Genomic DNA, 19029 nt, shown 5'->3' with positions numbered 1-19029 from the left:
TGTTATGCTTGTTCGGCTGCACGCGTTGCGCAGGTAGCCGAATTTTCCCAATCGTCCCTTGGTCAATGGTCCAGCATGCATTCCATGTCTTCCCCGGCCGACAAGAAAAGCCCCGGCGCCACCGCCGAGCGAATCCTGTTCCTGCTGAAAACCCGCGGTCCCTTGAAAACCGCCGACCTGGCGCCACTGCTGGAGGTGTCGCTGGAGGCCACCCGCCAACAGTTGCAGAAACTGGTGGATAGCCAGCTCATCGCCGGCCAGCTGATGCCGGCCCAGGGCGCCGGGCGTCCCTCGCAGAAATGGGTGCTGACCGAACAGGCCCAGGCGCGCTTCCCCGATACCCACGCCAACCTGACCTTGCAGTTGATCGACTCGATCCGCGCGGTATTCGGTGCCGACGGCGTCGAGCGCATCGTCAGCGACATGGAGCGGATCAACAGTGCCGAGTACCTGGCTACCTGCGCACCGCTGTCGACGCTGGAGGAACGGGTCCGCGCCCTGGCGCAAATCCGTGACCTGGCCGGCTACATGGCCCATGTGGAAAGCGCAGGCGATGACTGGTTGCTGATCGAAAGCCACTGCCCGATCTGTGTCGCCGCGCGGCAATGCCAGGGTTTCTGCCGCTCCGAACTGCAAGTGTTCCAGGCGGCCATCGGCGAATTGGGCGAAGTACAGCGCATGGAACATCTGATCACCGGTGACCGGCGTTGCGTATACCGCATCAGCGCCCCGGGCGCCGACTCATGAGCAAGCTCGCCTGGCTGCTCAAACAAGGCGCGCTGGTGCTCACGGTCGCGGCCCTGACCCTCTCGGCCTGGCGGATCTACGACAGCGAACGCGGCCCCGCGCTGCAACCCTGGCACCTGTATGTCCCTCACGAACTGGACGCCGAGGAGCTCGACCGCAGCGATTGGGCCGGCTGGCTCAAGGCCGAGGACCGGGTATTCGCCGAGGTCGAGCAAGCAGTCAGCGCCACCCTGGATCCGACCCGGGTGCCACCGTTCAATCGCTACCGCCAGGACAGCCGGGTCTATCCCCCGGGGTTCGCCACCGATTGGAACCGCTCCTACCTGTTGCGCCCGCAAGGGCAGCCTCGGGGCGTGGTGGTGCTGGTGCATGGCCTTACCGACTCGCCCTACAGCCTGCGGCACATCGCCCAGCGCTATGTCGAGCACGGCTACCTGGCCATCGGCCTGCGCCTGCCCGGCCACGGCACGGTGCCTGCGGGCCTGACCGATGCCCGCTGGCAAGACTGGCTGGCCGCCACGCGCCTGGCCCTGCGCACCGCCCGGGCCGAAGTCCCGGCACCGGCGCCACTGCACCTGGTGGGTTACTCCAACGGTGGCGCCCTGGCGGTCAAGTACGCCCTGGATGCCCTGCTCGATCCGCAATTGCCCCAGGCCCAGCGCCTGGTACTGGTCTCGCCGATGATCGGGGTCGCGGCCTCCGCGCGCTTCGCCGGGGTGGCTGCCTGGCCGGCGGTGTTCCCGGCCTTCAGCAAGACGGCTTGGCTGAACCTGCGCCCGGAATACAACCCGTTCAAGTACAACTCGTTCCCGGTCAACGGTGCCCGCCAGTCCTGGCTGCTCACCGACGCCTTGCAAAGCCAGCTGCAGGCCTTGGCGGACGACCCGCGCCTGGCCCAGATGCCGCCGATCCTGGCGTTCCAGTCGCTGGTGGACTCCACCGTCAGCACGCCGGCGCTGGTCAACGGGTTGTATCGGCAACTGCCGGCCAACGGCAGCGAACTGGTGCTCTTGGACCTCAACCGCGCCCGGGACTTCGAGGGGCTGCTGGATCCAGCCAGCGCCACCTCCGCGGCCAGCCTGCTACCACCGCCGCCACGCAACTACAGCACGCGGATCCTGAGCAACCAAGGCACCGGCAACAGCACGGTGCAGCTGTTGAGCACCGCTGCCGGCAGCTGGCAAGAAAGCCGGCAGCCCCTGGACCTGGCCTACCCGCCGGAAGTGTTCTCGCTATCCCATGTGGCGCTGCCCTTCCCCGTGGACGATGCGCTGTATGGCACCCACCCCACCAGCACCGAGAGTTTTGGCGTGCACCTGGGGACCCTGGCCGCCCGTGGCGAACGGGGGGTGCTGGTCCTGCCCATGGATGAATTGATGCGCCTGACCTCCAATCCCTTCTATCCCTACCTGATCCAGCGTATCGAAGCGGATATGGACTAGCCCGCCAGGTACACCAGACGGGAGCAACGCCAAGGGGCAAGCCGTCCAGCCTGCTCGCCCGCCGAACTACTTCTCGTCCTCGCAACCCAAGCCCCGGCGTTGTGGCTCCTCATCCACCAGGGTCTTGCCGGTACGGCCCATGATCTGGCCCTGCAGGGCGCGCAGCTCGCCGCCATCGAGGCGCTTGCAGCTGTTGATTTCCCAGACATCGCCGGTGGCCGTGCTGACCGAGAACAGCCCCCAGTATTCGGTGGCGCCGGCCTTGGGATCCTCGTAGCCCAGGCTGAAGTCGAAGTAGCCCGGGTGCGGCGGCTTGCCGCTTTCATCCTGCAGGTTGCCATCGACGAACACTCCGGGCCGATCCATCTGGTAATCCTGGTGCTTGAGGGCCACCAGCAGCACCTGCTGCGCCTGCTCGCGGGTCAGGCCGGAATGCTGGACTTGGGCAGGCTGCAAACCAGCCGAGGCACAGGCGCTGAAGGCAGCGCAAGCCAAGGCCAGGCCGAGCATCCGGGACAGCAGATCGTGGTTCAGCATGCCATGCGTCCCCTGACCGCAATGATGATGTCCGCCAGGTACTTGGCGAAGCCGTTGCGCCCGCCGGTGGCCGCATCGCCACTGTTATAGCCGCTGCGTACCAGGGCCTGGGCGAACTCCATCGGCTCGCGCTTGCCGCGTACCGAGGCGCCGAAGCTTTGCGCGAAGGACTGGGCCGACTGCTGGAACGAGGCGAACTTGGCCACCTTGATCGCCGCATTGCCCCGGGGGGCCTCGGCACCGATCTGCAGCGGGGCCGGTGCGTGCATGGAAAAGAAGTTGTTCAGGTCCCGGGCGATCCGCCCGGTGCCGTACTGGCTCTCCTGGGCCGCGAGGCCGAGGATGTTCTCCACCGGAAGGTCGAGTTGATCGGCGATCGGCTGGCACACCACCTTGTATTTGCTGACAAAGGTGACGGCACTGATGTTGTTGCACAGCTTGGCGCTCACGTTGCTTCCCTCGCTTGATCGGTGGATTCCATTTCATGGGTATTTGCCGCGCGCAGTATAAAGCAACCACTGGCCGCTGCCTGCGGCCTCAACTGCACTGAACCCGCAGGCTGTGGCCCAGGTCACAGTTGTCGGCTCCCATCGACTGGCAAGGCCTCCCATGGTCGCTGTCTTGACGATTTTTTCTCGCTCGTTGCCTTAGATTGTCCTCCTCCTGCAGTACCCCGTACCAGGGTTCGCGGACGCAACCGAACGCCGATCTTGGCCCCGGGCGAGTTTCAATCCGATACTGCTGGGATGTCGTCCTGCAAGGACGCGCTGAGCACCACCTGAACAAGGATCGAAGCAATGACTGACTCTGCCAGTGAAGCAGACGAATACGTGATGATGCAGGCCGCGCACTGGTGCATGCGCCTGCGCGAGGCCGACTGCACTGCCCAGGAGCGCCAGGCCTTCAAGGACTGGCTGCAGGGCGACCCGGGCCATGCCCTGGAATATGCCAGGATGCTGGAAGTCTGGGACCTGACCGGGCAACTCTCGCCCACCACCACGGCGCCTTGACCAGGGCGCGTTGATCGCGCTGCCGGGCAGTCGCTTGATGGCGGCGCCAAGTTGCCTGGTTGTCCAGATTGATACCATCGCGAGGTCCAGAAACAGCCTTCGCCATGCGCTTCGGATTTCACCGCAAAGCCGCTGAAACCGGCGGTCTACGGCCATTTGCCCAACACTTTTTAAACAAACTGAACCCTAGCTGTCTAGCTCGCAGAAAAACGGAGTTTTGGCTTCTTTTTCATATTCGTTTCACATTTTTGCGCTTAATCTCAGCCACCGACGAACAAGGGGCCTGGTGCAGTCATTTCGCAACTTGCACGGGTAACGCCTTGATCCACATTTACTTTTTACGAACATCGTCTTTACTCATTTGCTGCATGGAACGCCACGCTGGCCCAATCAACCGGATGTGCCCGATGACCACCGCCTCCCGCGCTCCATGAACGTTGTTCGCACGCTCCACCCATACCCCAGCTTTAGCATTGTGTAGACCCGAGGTAACCATGAACCAGGCTTTCCTTCCTTTCTCGCGTCCGAGTATTGGCGACGAAGAAGTGGCCGCTGTAGAGCAGGTTCTGCGCTCCGGCTGGATCACCACCGGCCCGAAAAACCAGGAACTCGAACAGCTCTTCGCCGAACGTGTCGGTGCCCGCCATGCCGTGGCCCTGTCCTCGGCCACCGGCGCCATGCACATCACCCTGCTGGCCCTGGGCATCGGCCCCGGCGATGAAGTCATCACCCCCTCCCAGACCTGGGTTTCCACCGCCAACATGATCTGCCTGCTGGGGGCGACCCCGGTGTTCGTCGATGTCGATCCCGACACCCTGATGAGCGACGCAGCGACCATCGAGGCCGCGATCACTCCCAGGACCAAGGCGATCATTCCGGTGCACTACGCGGGTGCCGCCTTCGACCTCGACCCGCTCTATGCCCTGGCGGACAAGCACGGCATCGCGGTGATCGAAGACGCCGCCCACGCCGCCGGCACCACCTACCGCGGCCGCGAGATCGGCGCCCGGGGCACGGCTATCTTTTCCTTCCATGCGATCAAGAACATGACCTGCGCCGAGGGCGCGATGTTCGTCAGCGATGACGAGGCCCTGGCCAACCGGGTGCGCATGCTCAAGTTCCATGGCCTGGGAGTGGATGCCTACGACCGCCTGACCCATGGCCGCAAGCCCCAGGCCCAGGTGATCGAGCCCGGCTTCAAGTACAACCTGGCGGACATGAACGCGGCCATCGCCCTGGTGCAACTGCAGCGCCTGGACCAGATCAACGCCCGTCGCGAAGTCCTGGCCAAGGCCTACCTGGAGCGCCTGGCCGGCCTGCCGGTGCAACCGCTGCACCTGCCGCAGTATCCGCAGCAGCACAGCTGGCACCTGTTCATCCTGCGCATCGATGCCGAGCGTTGCGGACTGGATCGCGAAGCCTTCATGAAGGGCCTGCAAGAGCAGAACATCGGTACCGGCATCCACTTCATCGCGACCCACATGCATACCTACTACCGCCAGCGTTTCCCCGATGTGCACCTGCCGCATACCGAGTGGAACTCCGCGCGACTGTGCTCGATCCCACTGTTTCCGGACATGACCCTCGACGATGTCGAGCGGGTCGCCGGCGCCATTGAAAACCTCCTGGACTGACCCCCTTGAAACCTTACCCAATTCAGTTCGTGTCGATCGTCATCCCGGTCTACAACGAAGAACAGAGCCTTCCCGAGCTGTTGCGACGTACCGAAGCGGCTTGTCGCCTGCTCAAGCACGACTTTGAAATCGTCCTGGTGGACGATGGCAGTCGCGACGAGTCGGCCAACATCCTGCAAGCCGCCGCCGAACGCGAAGGCAGCCCGGTGGTGGCGGTGATCCTCAACCGCAACTACGGCCAGCACGCAGCGATCATGGCCGGTTTCGAGCAGTGCCGCGGTGATGTGGTGATCACCCTCGATGCCGACCTGCAGAACCCACCGGAAGAGATTCCACGCCTGGTGGCCCAGGCCGAACTGGGCTACGACGTGGTCGGCACCGTGCGCAACAACCGCCAGGATTCGGCTTTCCGCCGCTGGCCGTCGAAGCTGATCAACCTGGCGGTGCAGCGCTCCACCGGGGTAGCCATGAGCGACTACGGCTGCATGCTGCGTGCCTATCGCCGGACCATCATCGACGCGATGCTGGCCTGCACCGAGCGCAGCACCTTCATCCCGATCCTGGCCAACAGTTTCGCCCGGCATACCACCGAGGTGCTGGTGGAGCACGCCGAGCGCGAGCACGGCGACTCCAAGTACAGCCCGATGCGCCTGGTCAACCTGATGTTCGACCTCATCACCTGCATGACCACCACGCCCCTGCGCCTGCTGAGCATCATCGGCTTCGGCATGGCCGGCCTGGGCGCACTGTTCGCCCTGATGCTGATCGTCCTGCGGTTGATCTTCGGCGCCACCTGGGCCGGCGACGGCACCTTCGTCCTGTTCGCGGTGCTCTTCGTGTTCACCGGCGGCCAGTTCATCGGCATGGGCCTCTTGGGTGAATACCTGGGGCGCATGTACAGCGATGTGCGGGCACGCCCACGCTTCTTCATCGAAAAAATCTTGCGCAGCCACCCGGCGGTCCCGGCCCCGGCGGTGACTGTCGACGGTTTAACTTCCACCCATACTGATCAGGTTTCCCAATGAGCAATAAAGCTGTCGTCTTCGCCTACCACGATATTGGCTGTGCTGGCATCGAAGCCCTGCTCAACGCAGGTTATGAGATCGCCGCGGTATTCACCCATGCCGATGACCCGAAGGAAAACACCTTCTATGGTTCTGTCGCGCAACTGTGCGCCCGCAAGGGTATCGCCGTGCATGCCCCGGAAGATGCCAACCACCCGCTGTGGATCGAGCGCATCGCCAAGCTCAATCCCGACTACCTGTTCTCCTTCTACTACCGCAACCTGTTGAGCGAGCAACTGCTGGCCACCGCCAGCAAGGGCGCGTTCAACCTGCACGGCTCCCTGCTGCCACGCTACCGTGGCCGCGCACCGGCCAACTGGGTTCTGGTCAAGGGCGAGACCGAGACCGGCGTCACCCTGCACCGCATGGTCAAGCGCGCCGACGCCGGCGCGATCATTGCCCAGGAACGCGTAGCCATCGAGCGCAGCGACACGGCGCTGAGCCTGCACCACAAGCTGCGTGATGCCGCTGCCAGCCTGCTGCGCGACACCCTGCCGGCACTGGCCCAGGGCAAGATCAGCGAAACCGTCCAGGACGAATCCACGGCCAGCTACTTTGGCCGGCGTACCGCTGCGGACGGCAAGCTGGACTGGAAACGCCCGGCAGAAGAACTGTTCAACCTGGTGCGTGCCGTGACCCAGCCCTACCCTGGCGCCTTCTGCGCCGTCGGCGAGCACAAGCTGATCGTCTGGAGCGCCGAAGTGGCCAAGGGCAACGAAGGCCAGGCTCCAGGCCGGGTCATCAGCGTCGATCCGCTGCGCATCGCCTGTGGCGAAGACTCCCTGGTCATCACCTCCGGCCAGCGCAACGCCAACGGCCTGTACCTGAGCGGCCCGCAACTGGCCAACGAACTGGGCCTGGTGGACGGTTCCCTGCTGCGCGGCGCCGAGTCCGGCCGCAAGCCCCGTCGTACCCGGGTGCTGATCCTCGGCGTCAACGGTTTCATCGGTAACCACCTGTCCGAGCGCCTGCTGCGCGACGACAAGTACGAAGTCTACGGCCTGGACATCGGCTGCGACGCCATCGAGCGCCTGCGCAGCCACCCGAACTTCCACTTCGTCGAAGGCGATATCAGCATTCACTCCGAGTGGATCGAGTACCACATCAAGAAGTGCGACGTGGTGCTGCCCCTGGTGGCCATCGCTACCCCGATCGAATACACCCGTAACCCACTGCGGGTATTCGAACTGGACTTCGAAGAGAACCTGAAGCTGGTCCGCTACTGCGTGAAGTACAACAAGCGGGTGATCTTCCCGTCGACTTCGGAAGTCTATGGCATGTGCCAGGACAAGAATTTCGACGAAGACAACTCCAACCTGATCGTCGGCCCGATCAACAAGCAGCGCTGGATCTACTCGGTCTCCAAGCAACTGCTGGACCGCGTGATCTGGGCCTACGGCGCCAAGGGCCTGAACTTCACCCTGTTCCGTCCATTCAACTGGATGGGACCGCGGCTGGACCGCCTGGACTCGGCACGTATCGGCAGCTCCCGGGCCATCACCCAGCTGATCCTCAACCTGGTGGAGGGCACCCCGATCCGCCTGTTCGACGGTGGCGAGCAGAAACGCTGCTTCACCGATATCGCCGACGGCATCGAGGCCCTGGCCCGCATCGTCGACAACGAGAACGACTGCTGCAACGGCCAGATCATCAACATCGGCAACCCGGACAACGAAGCCAGCATCCGCCAGTTGGGCGAAGAGCTGTTGCGTCAGTTCGAGGCCCACCCGCTGCGTGGCAACTTCCCACCGTTCGCCGGTTTCCGCGAAGTGGAAAGCAAGGCCTTCTACGGCGCCGGCTACCAGGACGTGGAACACCGCAAGCCAAGCATCGAGAACGCCAAGCGCCTGCTGGACTGGGAACCGACCGTGGAGATGAGCCAGACCATCGGCAACACCCTGGACTTCTTCCTGCGCGAAGCCATGCTGGAAATCGCCGATCGCACCAAAGAAGAAGCACGCTGATGCAGGCAGGTCTGCGCATTGATGTCGATACCTACCGCGGCACCCGGGAGGGGGTGCCACGGCTGCTCGAAACGCTGGATGAGGCCGGGGTCAAGGCCACGTTCTTCTTCAGCGTCGGGCCGGACAACATGGGGCGCCACCTGTGGCGCCTGATCCGTCCGCAGTTCCTCTGGAAAATGCTGCGGTCCAATGCTGCCGGCCTGTATGGCTGGGACATTCTCCTGGCCGGCACCGCCTGGCCAGGCAAACCCATTGGCCGGGACCTGGGGCACTTGATGCGCCAGGCCCTGGCTGCCGGACATGAAGTCGGCCTGCACGCCTGGGATCACCACGGCTGGCAGGCCAACACCGGGCGCTGGAGCCAGGCCCAGCTGATCGAACAGATCCGCCGTGGCGTCGACAGCCTCAACGATATTCTCGGGCAAGCGGTGAGCTGCTCGGCATCCGCCGGTTGGCGAGCCGATGAGCGGGTCATCGAAGCCAAGCAACAATTCGGCTTTCGCTACAACAGCGATTGCCGCGGCCAGAGCCTGTTCCAGCCACGCTTGGCGGACGGCGGCCTGGGCGCGCCACAAATCCCGGTAGACCTGCCGACCTTCGACGAAGTCGTCGGCCCCGTGGTGTCGAGCGCTGATTTCAACGCCTTCATCCTCGACCGGTTCAAGCCAGGCAAGCTCAATGTCTACACCATCCACGCCGAAGTAGAAGGGATTCTGATGGCCAATGATTTCCGTCAGCTGCTGGCCACCGCCAAGCAGCGCGACATTCATTTCCAACCCCTGGGAGACATGCTCCCGGCGGATATTTCCAGCTTGCCGGCAGGCCAGGTGGTACGCGGCGCCCTGGAAGGCCGTGAAGGCTGGCTGGGAGTACAGGGAGCATGACCAGACGCTGGGCCCTGCCGCTACTGCTGATCGCTTTCGGCCTGTTCTACCTCCTGCCCATGGCTACCCACGGCCTGTGGATTCCCGATGAAACCCGCTACGCGCAGATCAGCCAGGAAATGCTCCATGGCGGGCAATGGGCGTCGCCGCATTTCATGGGTATTCGCTACTTCGAAAAACCGGTGGCCGGTTATTGGCTCATGGCCATCGGCCAAGCGGTGTTCGGTGACAACCTGTTCGGCGTGCGCGTGGCCTCGGCCCTGAGCACCGGCCTTAACGTAGTCCTGGCCTACCTGTTGGCCATGCGCTTGTGGAACGACTCGCGCAAGGCCGTGGCCAGCGCCTTGCTATACATGAGTTTCACCGTAGTGGCGTTGCTGGCCGGCTACGCCAACCTCGATCCGCAGTTCACCTTCTGGGTCAACCTGAGCCTGGTGGCCTTGTGGTTCACTTTCGACTGCAAGACTTCCCGCGGACAGCTGCTGGCCTGGGTAGTCCTGGGCCTGGCCTGCGGCATGGGTTTCATGACCAAGGGATTCCTGGCCTGGTTACTGCCGGTGTTGGTGGCCCTGCCATACGCCATCTGGCAGAAGCGCCTGCGCTCGCTGCTGGTCTTTGGCGGTATCGGTGTGTTCGTCGCGGTGGTCATCAGCCTGCCCTGGGCCTTGGCGGTACATGCGCAAGAGCCGGACTACTGGCGTTTCTTCTTCTGGCACGAGCATATTCGCCGTTTCGCCGGTGAAGACGCCCAGCATGCCTCGCCATGGTGGTATTACCTGCCGTTGCTGGTGGCCTTCAGTGTGCCGTGGGTCATGCTGCTGCCAGCCACCTTCATGCAAGCCTGGCACCAGCGGCGCTTGGGCAGTAGTGGCTTCCTGCTGTTGTGGCTGGTGCTGCCACTGGCATTCTTCAGCCTGAGCAAGGGCAAGCTGCCCGCCTATATCCTGCCGTGCCTGTTGCCTCTGGCGCTGTTGATGGGCAATGCCCTGATGGATCGGCTGAGCAACAAGCAGACGCGCCTCATCAGTCTCAATGGCCTGCTCAATTTGCTGGCGGGCCTGCTGGGACTCCTGGCACTGGTGTACTTCCAGCTGAAAAAGCCGGTGTATGTGGATGAACCGCAGCACCTGGTGCTGGTGTACGTCCTGCTGCTGGGCTGGATCTTCAGCAACCTGCTGGCGGCCATGCGCCCATCGAACATGTGGGCGGCTCCGGCTTTGGGTAGCTTCCTGTTGGTGGCCCTGGCCCCGGCGGCCCTGCCCAACTCGGTGGTCTATAACAAGATTCCCGACCAGTTCATCATCGATCACGTCGCGGAACTGAACCAGGCCAAGGCCTTGCTGAGCAACGACCTGGGAACCGCATCCGCGCTGGCCTGGCGCCTGCGCCGCAACGACGTGACCCTCTACAACACCAAGGGCGAGCTGAAATACGGCCTGGGTTATGCCGACTCGGTGCAGCGCCAGGTCGAGCTGGACCAGGTCCAGTCCTGGATCGCCAAAGCCCGCAAGCAGGGTTCGGTGGGCGTGGCGATGCGGGTCAAGGACGATGACGAAGACCATGAAGTCGACCGGTTGCCCAAAGACGCCAAGCGCTACCAGCAAGGCAACATCGTGATCTTCATCATTCCCCAGGACCAGCCATGAGCCTGTTGCTGCTATTGCTGGCCTGCGGGCTCACCTGCCTGGGCCAGGTGGCGCAGAAATTCGCCGTGGAAAGCTGGCGCGAGCGACCCTCGGGCCTGCTGGCCAAGTTGCGCTCGGGCTGGTTGTGGCTGGCCCTGTTCAGCCTCGGCCTGGGCCTGTTGGTATGGCTGCTGGTATTGCAGCGCATGGAAGTGGGCGTGGCCTACCCCATGCTCAGCCTGAACTTCGTGCTGGTCACCCTGGTTGCCCGTTTCGTCTTCCACGAGCCCATCGACCGCCGGCATTGGCTGGGGGTCGCCCTGGTGATCGGCGGCGTAGTGCTGCTGGGGCGTCACGCATGAGCCGGGCCAAGGGCTTTGCCTTCGCCCTGGCCAGCGTGGTGCTGGTCAGCGGCGCACAACTGGCCATGCGCTGGAGCATGACGCGCCTGCCCGCACCCCAGCAGTGGCTGGACGCCCTGGCTAACGGCAACGTCGACCTGGCCGCCCTGGCGGTGGTCGTCGCGGCCATCGGCGCCTACGCCCTGTCGATGCTCTGCTGGCTGCTGGCCCTGCGCGACCTGCCACTGGGCCGGGCTTATTCGCTGTTGAGCATCAGCTACGCGCTGGTCTACCTGCTAGCCGCCGGCCTGCCGCTGTTCAATGAGCCGTTCACGCTTTCCAAAACCCTTGGGGTGGCCTTGGTCATCCTTGGGGTCATCACCATCAACTCTCGATCTGCACCCGCGACAAGTCCCAGGAATACCCCATGAAAATCAGTGTATTTGGAAGTGGTTATGTCGGCCTCGTACAGGCTGCCGTGTTGGCTGAAGTCGGCCACGATGTCATCTGCATGGACATCGATGAGCACAAAGTCAAACAGCTGCAACAAGGACACGTGAGCATCTTCGAACCCGGGCTTGCGAGCCTGGTCAAGGAAAACCTCGAGGCCAAGCGCCTGCACTTCACCAACGACGAGAAACTCGCGGTACAGCACGGCCAGGTGCTGTTCATTGCCGTTGGCACGCCCTCGAGCGAAGACGGCTCGGCCGACCTGCGCTACGTGCTGTCGGTGGGCGATGCCGTGGCCCGTCACCGTGAACAGCCGCTGATCCTGGTGGAGAAATCCACCGTACCGGTAGGCACCGGCGATACCCTCAAGGCCCACATCGAGAAAGCCCTGGACGGTCGTCCACTGCAGTTCGATATCGTCTCCAACCCGGAATTCCTCAAGGAAGGCTCGGCGGTTGCCGACTGCCGCCGTCCGGACCGCATCATCATCGGCTGCGCCCGCGAGGAAGTGCGCGATGTGATGCGCGACCTGTATGCGCCGTTCAACCGCAACCACGACCGCATCATGTTCATGGACCTGCGCAGCGCCGAGCTGACCAAGTACGCCGCCAACTGCATGCTGGCGACCAAGATCAGCTTCATCAACCAGATCGCCGAGCTGGCCGAGCACCTGGGGGCCGATATCGAGTCGGTACGCTTGGGTATCGGCGCCGACACTCGTATCGGCTACCACTTCATCTACCCTGGCTGCGGCTATGGCGGCTCGTGCTTCCCCAAGGACATGCGCGCCCTGATCCACAGCGCCGAGCAGGCCCACTGCTCCAGCGACCTGCTGCAAGCGGTGGAAGCCATCAACGAGCGGCAGAAGCACAAGCTGTTCGAGCGCATCAAGGCGTTCTACAAGGGCGACCTGGAAGGCAAGACCTTCGCCCTGTGGGGCCTGGCATTCAAGCCCAACACCGACGACATGCGTGACGCCCCGAGCCGGGTCCTGCTCGATGCGCTGTTCGCCGCCGGCGCCGAGGTCCGGGCCTTCGATCCGGAAGCCATGCAGGAAACCCAGCGCCTGTATCTGGATGAATCGCGCCTGATGCTCATGGGCACCCCGGAGTCGGTGCTCAACGGCGCCGACGCCCTGATCATCTGCACCGAGTGGCAGCAGTTCAAGGCACCGGATTTCGAACTCATCCAGCAGCGTCTCAAGGCCCCGGTGATCTTCGACGGCCGCAACCTGTACGACGCCGAACGCCTGGCCCGCAACGGCTTCACTTACTTCCCGATCGGTCGCGGCGAGTCGCGCAACCTGCCGATCCCTCATCAGCAGTGGTCCACCGAGGCCTGAATGAGCACGCACTCCAGCTCCCCTTCGAACACAGTACTTTGGCAATCGTTGGGGCTGGGGCTGCTGACTTTGCTGCTGTTCTGCGCCGGCGCCGACCATCAGTCGGCGATCGGCTTCGATTCCCGGTTCGTCCTGTTCGCCAAGGAAATGCTGCGCCATGGCCCGGGGTTCTTCCCCACCACCTATGGCGAGCCCTATGCCGACTACACCAGCGCCTCGACCCTGCTGGTGTGGCTGTTCTCGCTTCCCGGCGGACAGGTCACCAGTTTCACCGCCTGGTTGCCCACGGCAATCGCCTCGGCACTGATCGTCAGCCTGCTCTATCGCCTGCTGGCGCCCTACTCCCGCACCTGGGCGCTGTCCAGCATCGCCCTGTTGCTGCTGAGCAATACCTTCATCAGCGAAACCCGCGCGGTATCCCTGGACCAGATGCTGGCCGCCGTGTCCCTGGCGGTGTTCTACCTGGGTTACGCCCATGACCACTTCGCCGCGCCCCGACGCCTGGGCTGGATCCTGCTCTTGCTGGTGCTGGGTTTTGCCATTCGCGGGCCCATTGGCCTGGTGATCCCCACTGGAATGCTGTGCAGCTACTACCTGTTGGCAGGCCAGTGGCGGCGCCTGTTCGGATTTGGCTTCAGCGCCCTTGGATTACTGGTGCTGTGCATTGCCCTGCTGCTGTGGCTGGCCAAGCTCAGCGGCGGCCAGGGCTTCGTCGACGATGTGATCCGCATGCAGTTCATGGGGCGCATGGACGGCAGCGAAGGCTCCAGTGATGTCCTCTATTACTTCACCAGTTCCCTGGGCAACTACGCCCTGGCCTACCCGCTGGCGCTGCTGGCCTGGGTCGCCGTGCTGGTGGGTCGCTCGGGCGAACCGGCCAGCCCGGCCCTGAGGCTGCTGCGCTGGAGCACCGCCGCGGCGTTGGTAGTGATGATCGGCCTGTCGGTTCCCCAGGCGAAGAAGGCACGCTACCTGCTGCCGATGCTGCCCATGGCGGCCATCATCGCGAGCTATCCGTTCCAGGCCCATGGCGGCCGGCTGATGGCTTGGCTGCGCGGATTGATCCAGGGCCTGTGGCTCCTATTGCCGGCACTGCTGATGGTGGGCCTGGTGGTATTGCGGCGCAAATTCCCCGACCAATTGACCAGCCTCACCCCCATGCTCCTGGTGCTGGGGCTGCTGCAACTGTTGTCCCTGGCGTTGCTGTTCAAGCGCCAGTGGCGCGCCGTGGGCTTGGCCTGCAGCGCGGTGCTGGCGGTCTGGGCCTGCTATATCGGTGTGTTCGAACCCGTCCAGCACCGGCTCTACGACACCCGGGACTTCAGCCAGGCGGCGCTGCGCCTGATCAAGGAACAGCCGGCACCACTGGTCCTGCACCGCATGGGCAAGGACGCCAAGGCGATCAAGTTCATGGTCAACCTGGACCAGGACCTGCAGCCACGCTTCACCGACCGGCCCACGGCGCTGGAGCAGATTGCCGGGCCCGCCTGGATCATCCTCGACCAGGGCGACCTCGCCGACCTGCAAGGTAGTTCCCTGGCTGGGCTGAAACCGGTGCTCAGCGCACGCTTCGACAAGAACGACTTCGTCCTCCTGCACTTGCCCGGCCCCGCCTTGCCACAGCCCTGAAGCCGTTGCACAAGGCCCCAGCGGCTCCTTACACTCGCGCCCATGACCATTGAAATCCGCCGGGCGCGAGTGCCCGATGCCAGCTTCCTCCCCGCCATCGAGACTTCCGCTGCCGTGCTGTTTCGTCGCGATCCGCAACTAGCCTGGTTGGCCGACGCGCCAGTGGCGGATACCGCTTGCCACGAGCAACGCATCCGCACCCAGGTAGTCTGGGTGGCCATCGCCGGCGATGCTGGCCCATGCGCTTTTCTCGCGGCCCAGGTCTTCGGCCCGCAACTGCATGTATGGGAAGTATCGGTAGCCAGCGACCACCAGGGCCGGGGTATCGGCAAGGCCCTGCTGCAGGCTGCGATCGAGCATGCGCGCCAGCAAGGGCTCGAGTCCCTGGCCCTGAGCACCTTCCGCGAGCTGCCGTGGAACGAACCCTTCTATCAGCGCCTGGGCTTCGTCACCCTGGAAACGGCCCGGCTGCCAGCACGCCTGCATCAGGTCCTGGCCGACGAGGTAGCGCACGGGCTGCCGGCGCAACGCCGCTGCGCCATGCGCCTGCTGCTCTGACCGAACAGCAGGCGTGGCTCACTTGAGCGGCTATTGCCCCTCGAGTTGCACCGTGGCCGTCCGGCGCAGCGCCAATAGCGCCACGAAAAACACCCCCACCACGCCAACCGAAATCATCAGTCCGTGCGAGCTGACGTAAGACACAGTGGCACCGGTGATGATCGGCCCCAGTACGCTGCCCAGGGTGTAGAACATGGCAATGGCGGTCATGGCCGTGGACACCTGGTGTTCGCCAACCCGGTGCCCCGCCTCGATCACCGCCAGCGTATTCATGCCGCCGATCGCGGCCCCCCAGAAGAAGACGATCAGGGTCGCCAGCCAGGGCAACGGCTGGCTGAACGGAATCGCCACCGTGCCCAGCAGCAAGACCAGGCCGCAGAGCAATTGCCCGGTCTTGCAGGAGGTGCGATCGGCGATCCAGCCAATGGGCAACTGCAGGACCGTGCCGCCAATACCGAACACCGAGATCAGCAGCGTCGCCGCGGTCAGGGCATAACCCGTCGAAAGGCTGTAGCCGGCCAGGAACGACACCGAGGAGGTTTCGGCGAACCCGGCGATGAAGGCCCCGCAAAGGGCCAGGGGGATCAGGCCGAACAGCTTCGCGTGATGCTTGTGCGCCGGCGTCTGGGGCTGCGTATCGTGCTCTTTCAAGGTCAGGGCCAGCACGCCCGAGACCAGTACGATGGTCGCACAGGCGTAGTAAGGCACGACGCTGCCGACGCCGAACACCACCAGCAACAGCGGACCTACCGCGATCCCCAGGCCCATGAGCGTTTCATGCACGCCGATCGCCCGGCCGCGCTCGTTACGCGACGCCACCGAGACGATCCAGGTGTCGCAGGCGATCCAGCGCAGGATCAGGCCTATCCCCAGGACAAAGTTCAGGGCGAAGATCAGCGCCAGGTTGCGGGTCAAGGTCATGCCGATCAGCGCGGCGATGGTCAACGCCGCGCTGAGGATATTGGCCTTGACCAGTCCCAGGTGTCCCAACAGACGCGGGACGATCTTGTACAGCAACAGGATCGCGATCCACGAGGCACTGACGATCACCCCGATCTTGGCCGGCTGCACGCCCTGCTGCTCCAGTGACAGCGACAGCAAGGGCGTGATGGTGCCGATTTGCACGACCTGTGAAAGTACCGACAACGTGTTGATCTTGGTCAGGGCCAGCCAACGCTGCTTGTCCGTGTACTCGATGCCAGGGTTTTCCATGGAGGTGCCGACCTTGTCTAGATAGCCGTGAAGTGCTCGAACTGCCAGGGACAGAAATCGCCCTCGGGTTTATGGAACAGGGCGTTGGTGGTGTCCAGCGGCGTCCAGTCGGTCTGGATGCCTTCGAGTCGCCCAAGAAACGGCAAGGCGATCTCCAGTACCCGGCGATGGTCCATCTGCTCCGGTTCGACTATCCCTCGCGCTGGGTTCTCGATCGCCCAGATGATGCCCGAATACACTCCCGCCGCGACCTGCAGGCTGGTGGCGGTATTGAAGGGGGCGATCTGCCGGGCCTGGTCGATGCTCAGGATCGACCCATACCAATAGGCGTTCAGCCCGTGCCCCATGAGCAACACCCCAAGGGCATCGACCCCGCCAGAGGCGATTTCGTCGGCCATGATCCGCTTGCTGTCCTGGGCCCGCCAGCCGCGACCGATGTACTCATGCACCGATAGCAAGGCATCGTCGCAAGGGTGGTAGGCGTAGTGCACGGTGGGACGGTAGAGCAGCAAGTCGTTGTCCTTGACCGCCAGGAAGTCGGGAATCGAGATGGCTTCGTTATGGGTGATCAGCAGGCCAGTGCAAGGGCCGCCGTTGGGCGTCCAGGTCTTGACGGGAACCGAAGCCCCCGGGCGTTCGAGGTAGATCGCATTGTTCGACCCGAACTGGTGATGCCGGGCGAACGGCGGCCAGGTCCTTTCGTGGGAACCCCAGCCCAGCTCCGCCGGTTGGCCGGCCTCGCTGATGAAGCCATCGACCGACCAGGTATTGACGAACTCGCCGTCGGACTTGATTTGCGTGGAGCGCTGGGTATCGCGCTCGGCGATGTGGATCACCTTGACGTTCAACGCCATCGCCAATTCGTTCCAGGCCGGCTCGCCGTCGCCCCTGGGCACCGCGACCGCCAGTTTCCCGGCCAGCTCCAGCAGCGCCGCCTTGACGAAGTGCGAGACCAGCCCGGGGTTGGCGCCATGGGTGAGCACCGCAGTGGGGCCCGGGCCGAGTTCCTCTGCCAGGGCCAGCAACTGATCACGCAGGGCGTAGTTGGAGCGCTGCGAGGTGGTCAGGCTCGGGGAGTCGTAGAGGCCCTCCCAGGGCTCGATGCAAGTATCCAGGTACAGCGCGCCTTGTTCGTGGGCGAGCCGAATCAGCTCGGCGCTGCTGACATTGACCGACAGGTTGACGATGAAGTCTCCCGGCGCCACTACATCGCGCAACACGCTGTGGAGATTGTCCGGGGTCAGGGCCAGATCGATGAAGTCGACTCCCAGCGCAACGAACGGCTGGTGCTGCTTGAGATCCGGGGCGATCACCACCACCTGCGCCAGGTCGAACTGACGGGTTTTCATGAACAACCCAAGGGTGGCCCTGGCGATGGAGCCAAAACCGATGAAAACCAACTTTGCGGAGAAACTAGCGTCCTGACTCATCACACCACCTCAATGCTGGATACAGGCTCTTCCAGGTGTTGGCTGCCAGCCGTGGCAGTTTCGCTGAAGTCCGGGATACGGCCGACGCTGAAGTACTGTTCCCACTCGCAGAAGATCTTCGGGACATAGATCAACGGCATGTCATGCCGATACAGCTCCTTCACGGATTCGGCAAAGGCCGGGTCCTGATGGTTGGCGAACCAGTACTGGTTGTCGTCATGCAGGTAGACCGGGCATTTGCTCACATCGGTCATCTTGATGTAATTGTCCAGGGTCCTTTGTGCAATGCTCTGCCAGCCATGCAGCACCATCTTGTAGAGTTCGCCGCGTTGCGTCGCCGACAACTCGAAGACTTCTCGCTGAAACTTCTGCAAACTCATGTCGCGACAGAACATCGAGAAGGCATATACATCCGAGTTGAAGTTGACGGCGGGAATGGGCGCCGCCATCAACGGGTCGTAAAGTTCATCGTCGATATCATCCGACTGCGGACAGAACGCCACCGCATCGAAGTCCTCGAACAATATCTTGGCGTTGGTAACCGGACAGGTCAGGTAGAGCTTCTTGTTCAGCGCCTTGCCTGTCGCCAGCTCCTCGGCGGAGAACTCGCCAAGGGGACTGAACAGCGCCGACAGGCGCCGTACCTCCTGGGCCACGCTGTAGGACTTCTGCTCTTGGCTGGTGGTCGGGCAGATGATCAGGCAGGCCACCGTCTCGCGGGCCTCCAGGGCCCGGACGTAATCATCGAAGATGTCCCGGGCATCCTGCGTAGTGCGCGCGATAGCCAGCATGTAGCGATTCTTGCTGAACTCTCGTCTTCCGGCCGCACAACCTAAACAATTGATAAACCAGCTTTTTACTTCATCCAGAAGTGCATCGTCATTCATGGGTTATCGTCCTGATAGCTTGCAGAAAGTCAAAGTAGCCAGCCTGAGTACTACCCGGCCCTCGAAGCGTCGATCCATATGACCCGGCAATTCTTACAATGAAACATTTGCCTGCGCAACTAGCGCTATTAAATATCGATATAACGTGATCGCGACCGGTTCGAAGGGAGTTCGAATTGCGCAGGCGAAGAACATCGCCGCTTTTAATTCAGTAGTTGAAAGAGTTGCTATAACGTTTGTGCAACTCCATCAGGGGGCGATATTCGTCGACTG

Annotated in this window: 18 protein-coding genes; 13 read left to right on the top strand and 5 right to left on the bottom strand. The window is 63.3% G+C overall.

Annotation, left to right across the window (positions count from 1 at the left end; translation table 11 throughout):
• The first annotated feature begins 84 nt into the window (after positions 1-84).
• Together CAG11_RS20255 and CAG11_RS20250 are read left to right on the top strand one after the other, a co-directional pair.
• The gene (locus CAG11_RS20255) at positions 85-747 is read left to right on the top strand and encodes a metalloregulator ArsR/SmtB family transcription factor (RefSeq protein ID WP_103325282.1); all 663 of its coding nucleotides are present in this window, start codon (positions 85-87) and stop codon (positions 745-747) included.
• Positions 744-2189, top strand: a complete 1446-nt coding sequence (locus tag CAG11_RS20250; RefSeq protein WP_085597625.1) for a carboxylesterase — start codon at positions 744-746, stop codon at positions 2187-2189. Before CAG11_RS20255 ends, CAG11_RS20250 begins: the two co-directional genes overlap by 4 nt.
• Positions 2190-2255: 66 nt before the next feature.
• Here CAG11_RS20250 and CAG11_RS20245 read toward each other — a convergent pair whose 3' ends face one another.
• Entirely contained in the window at positions 2256-2726 is a 471-nt protein-coding gene (locus CAG11_RS20245) for a hypothetical protein (RefSeq protein WP_085597624.1), read from the bottom strand.
• Positions 2720-3175 (bottom strand): glucosaminidase domain-containing protein, encoded by a 456-nt coding sequence (locus CAG11_RS20240; protein ID WP_085597623.1) that lies wholly within the window; start codon positions 3173-3175, stop codon positions 2720-2722. Before CAG11_RS20240 ends, CAG11_RS20245 begins: the two co-directional genes overlap by 7 nt.
• Before the next feature lie 348 nt (positions 3176-3523).
• On the opposite strand from CAG11_RS20240, the gene CAG11_RS20235 reads away from it, so the two are divergent.
• The 11 genes from CAG11_RS20235 to CAG11_RS20185 all read left to right on the top strand — a co-directional run bounded on the left by CAG11_RS20235 (position 3524) and on the right by CAG11_RS20185 (position 15227).
• On the top strand, positions 3524-3736 hold the full coding sequence (locus tag CAG11_RS20235) for a DUF4880 domain-containing protein (protein WP_085597622.1): 213 nt from the start codon (positions 3524-3526) through the stop codon (positions 3734-3736).
• A 494-nt stretch (positions 3737-4230) separates the two neighbouring features.
• Positions 4231-5370, top strand: coding sequence for a UDP-4-amino-4-deoxy-L-arabinose aminotransferase (gene arnB / locus CAG11_RS20230; RefSeq protein WP_085597621.1), 1140 nt, complete (start codon positions 4231-4233; stop codon positions 5368-5370).
• A gap of 5 nt (positions 5371-5375) precedes the next feature.
• Positions 5376-6395, top strand: coding sequence for an undecaprenyl-phosphate 4-deoxy-4-formamido-L-arabinose transferase (arnC, locus tag CAG11_RS20225; RefSeq protein ID WP_085597620.1), 1020 nt, complete (start codon positions 5376-5378; stop codon positions 6393-6395).
• On the top strand, positions 6392-8398 hold the full coding sequence (gene arnA / locus CAG11_RS20220) for a bifunctional UDP-4-amino-4-deoxy-L-arabinose formyltransferase/UDP-glucuronic acid oxidase ArnA (RefSeq protein WP_085597619.1): 2007 nt from the start codon (positions 6392-6394) through the stop codon (positions 8396-8398). Before arnC ends, arnA begins: the two co-directional genes overlap by 4 nt.
• Positions 8398-9282, top strand: coding sequence for a 4-deoxy-4-formamido-L-arabinose-phosphoundecaprenol deformylase (arnD, locus tag CAG11_RS20215; RefSeq protein ID WP_085597618.1), 885 nt, complete (start codon positions 8398-8400; stop codon positions 9280-9282). Before arnA ends, arnD begins: the two co-directional genes overlap by 1 nt.
• Positions 9279-10928 carry a lipid IV(A) 4-amino-4-deoxy-L-arabinosyltransferase gene (gene arnT, locus CAG11_RS20210; RefSeq protein ID WP_085597617.1) on the top strand — a complete coding sequence of 550 codons (1650 nt, stop codon included), beginning with the start codon at positions 9279-9281 and terminating at the stop codon, positions 10926-10928. Before arnD ends, arnT begins: the two co-directional genes overlap by 4 nt.
• Positions 10925-11269: a 4-amino-4-deoxy-L-arabinose-phosphoundecaprenol flippase subunit ArnE gene (arnE, locus tag CAG11_RS20205; RefSeq protein ID WP_085597616.1), complete on the top strand. Its 345-nt coding sequence runs from the start codon at positions 10925-10927 to the stop codon at positions 11267-11269. The genes arnT and arnE overlap by 4 nt, the downstream gene beginning before the upstream one ends.
• Positions 11266-11679, top strand: a complete 414-nt coding sequence (gene arnF / locus CAG11_RS20200; protein ID WP_085597615.1) for a 4-amino-4-deoxy-L-arabinose-phosphoundecaprenol flippase subunit ArnF — start codon at positions 11266-11268, stop codon at positions 11677-11679. The genes arnE and arnF overlap by 4 nt, the downstream gene beginning before the upstream one ends.
• Positions 11676-13040 carry a UDP-glucose/GDP-mannose dehydrogenase family protein gene (locus CAG11_RS20195; RefSeq protein ID WP_085597614.1) on the top strand — a complete coding sequence of 455 codons (1365 nt, stop codon included), beginning with the start codon at positions 11676-11678 and terminating at the stop codon, positions 13038-13040. Before arnF ends, CAG11_RS20195 begins: the two co-directional genes overlap by 4 nt.
• Positions 13041-14669: a glycosyltransferase family 39 protein gene (locus CAG11_RS20190; RefSeq protein WP_085597613.1), complete on the top strand. Its 1629-nt coding sequence runs from the start codon at positions 13041-13043 to the stop codon at positions 14667-14669.
• Between the two features lie 42 nt (positions 14670-14711).
• On the top strand, positions 14712-15227 hold the full coding sequence (locus CAG11_RS20185) for a GNAT family N-acetyltransferase (protein WP_085597612.1): 516 nt from the start codon (positions 14712-14714) through the stop codon (positions 15225-15227).
• 30 nt (positions 15228-15257) lie between these two features.
• Here CAG11_RS20185 and CAG11_RS20180 read toward each other — a convergent pair whose 3' ends face one another.
• Genes CAG11_RS20180 through CAG11_RS20170 form a run of 3 tightly spaced genes read right to left on the bottom strand, consistent with a single transcriptional unit; the run spans position 15258 to position 18660 of the window.
• Positions 15258-16439, bottom strand: a complete 1182-nt coding sequence (locus tag CAG11_RS20180; RefSeq protein WP_053130135.1) for an MFS transporter — start codon at positions 16437-16439, stop codon at positions 15258-15260.
• Positions 16440-16456: 17 nt separating this feature from the next.
• A complete protein-coding gene (locus CAG11_RS20175) occupies positions 16457-17869 on the bottom strand; it encodes a saccharopine dehydrogenase C-terminal domain-containing protein (RefSeq protein ID WP_085597611.1) in 1413 nt (470 codons plus the stop codon).
• A complete protein-coding gene (locus tag CAG11_RS20170; RefSeq protein ID WP_085597610.1) occupies positions 17869-18660 on the bottom strand; it encodes a hypothetical protein in 792 nt (263 codons plus the stop codon). The genes CAG11_RS20175 and CAG11_RS20170 overlap by 1 nt, the downstream gene beginning before the upstream one ends.
• Between the last annotated feature and the right edge of the window lie 369 nt (positions 18661-19029).

Source organism: Pseudomonas sp. B6(2017) (genome assembly GCF_002112765.1).
Lineage (GTDB): Bacteria > Pseudomonadota > Gammaproteobacteria > Pseudomonadales > Pseudomonadaceae > Aquipseudomonas > Aquipseudomonas piscis.
This window is presented reverse-complemented; position numbering and strand designations above follow the sequence as displayed.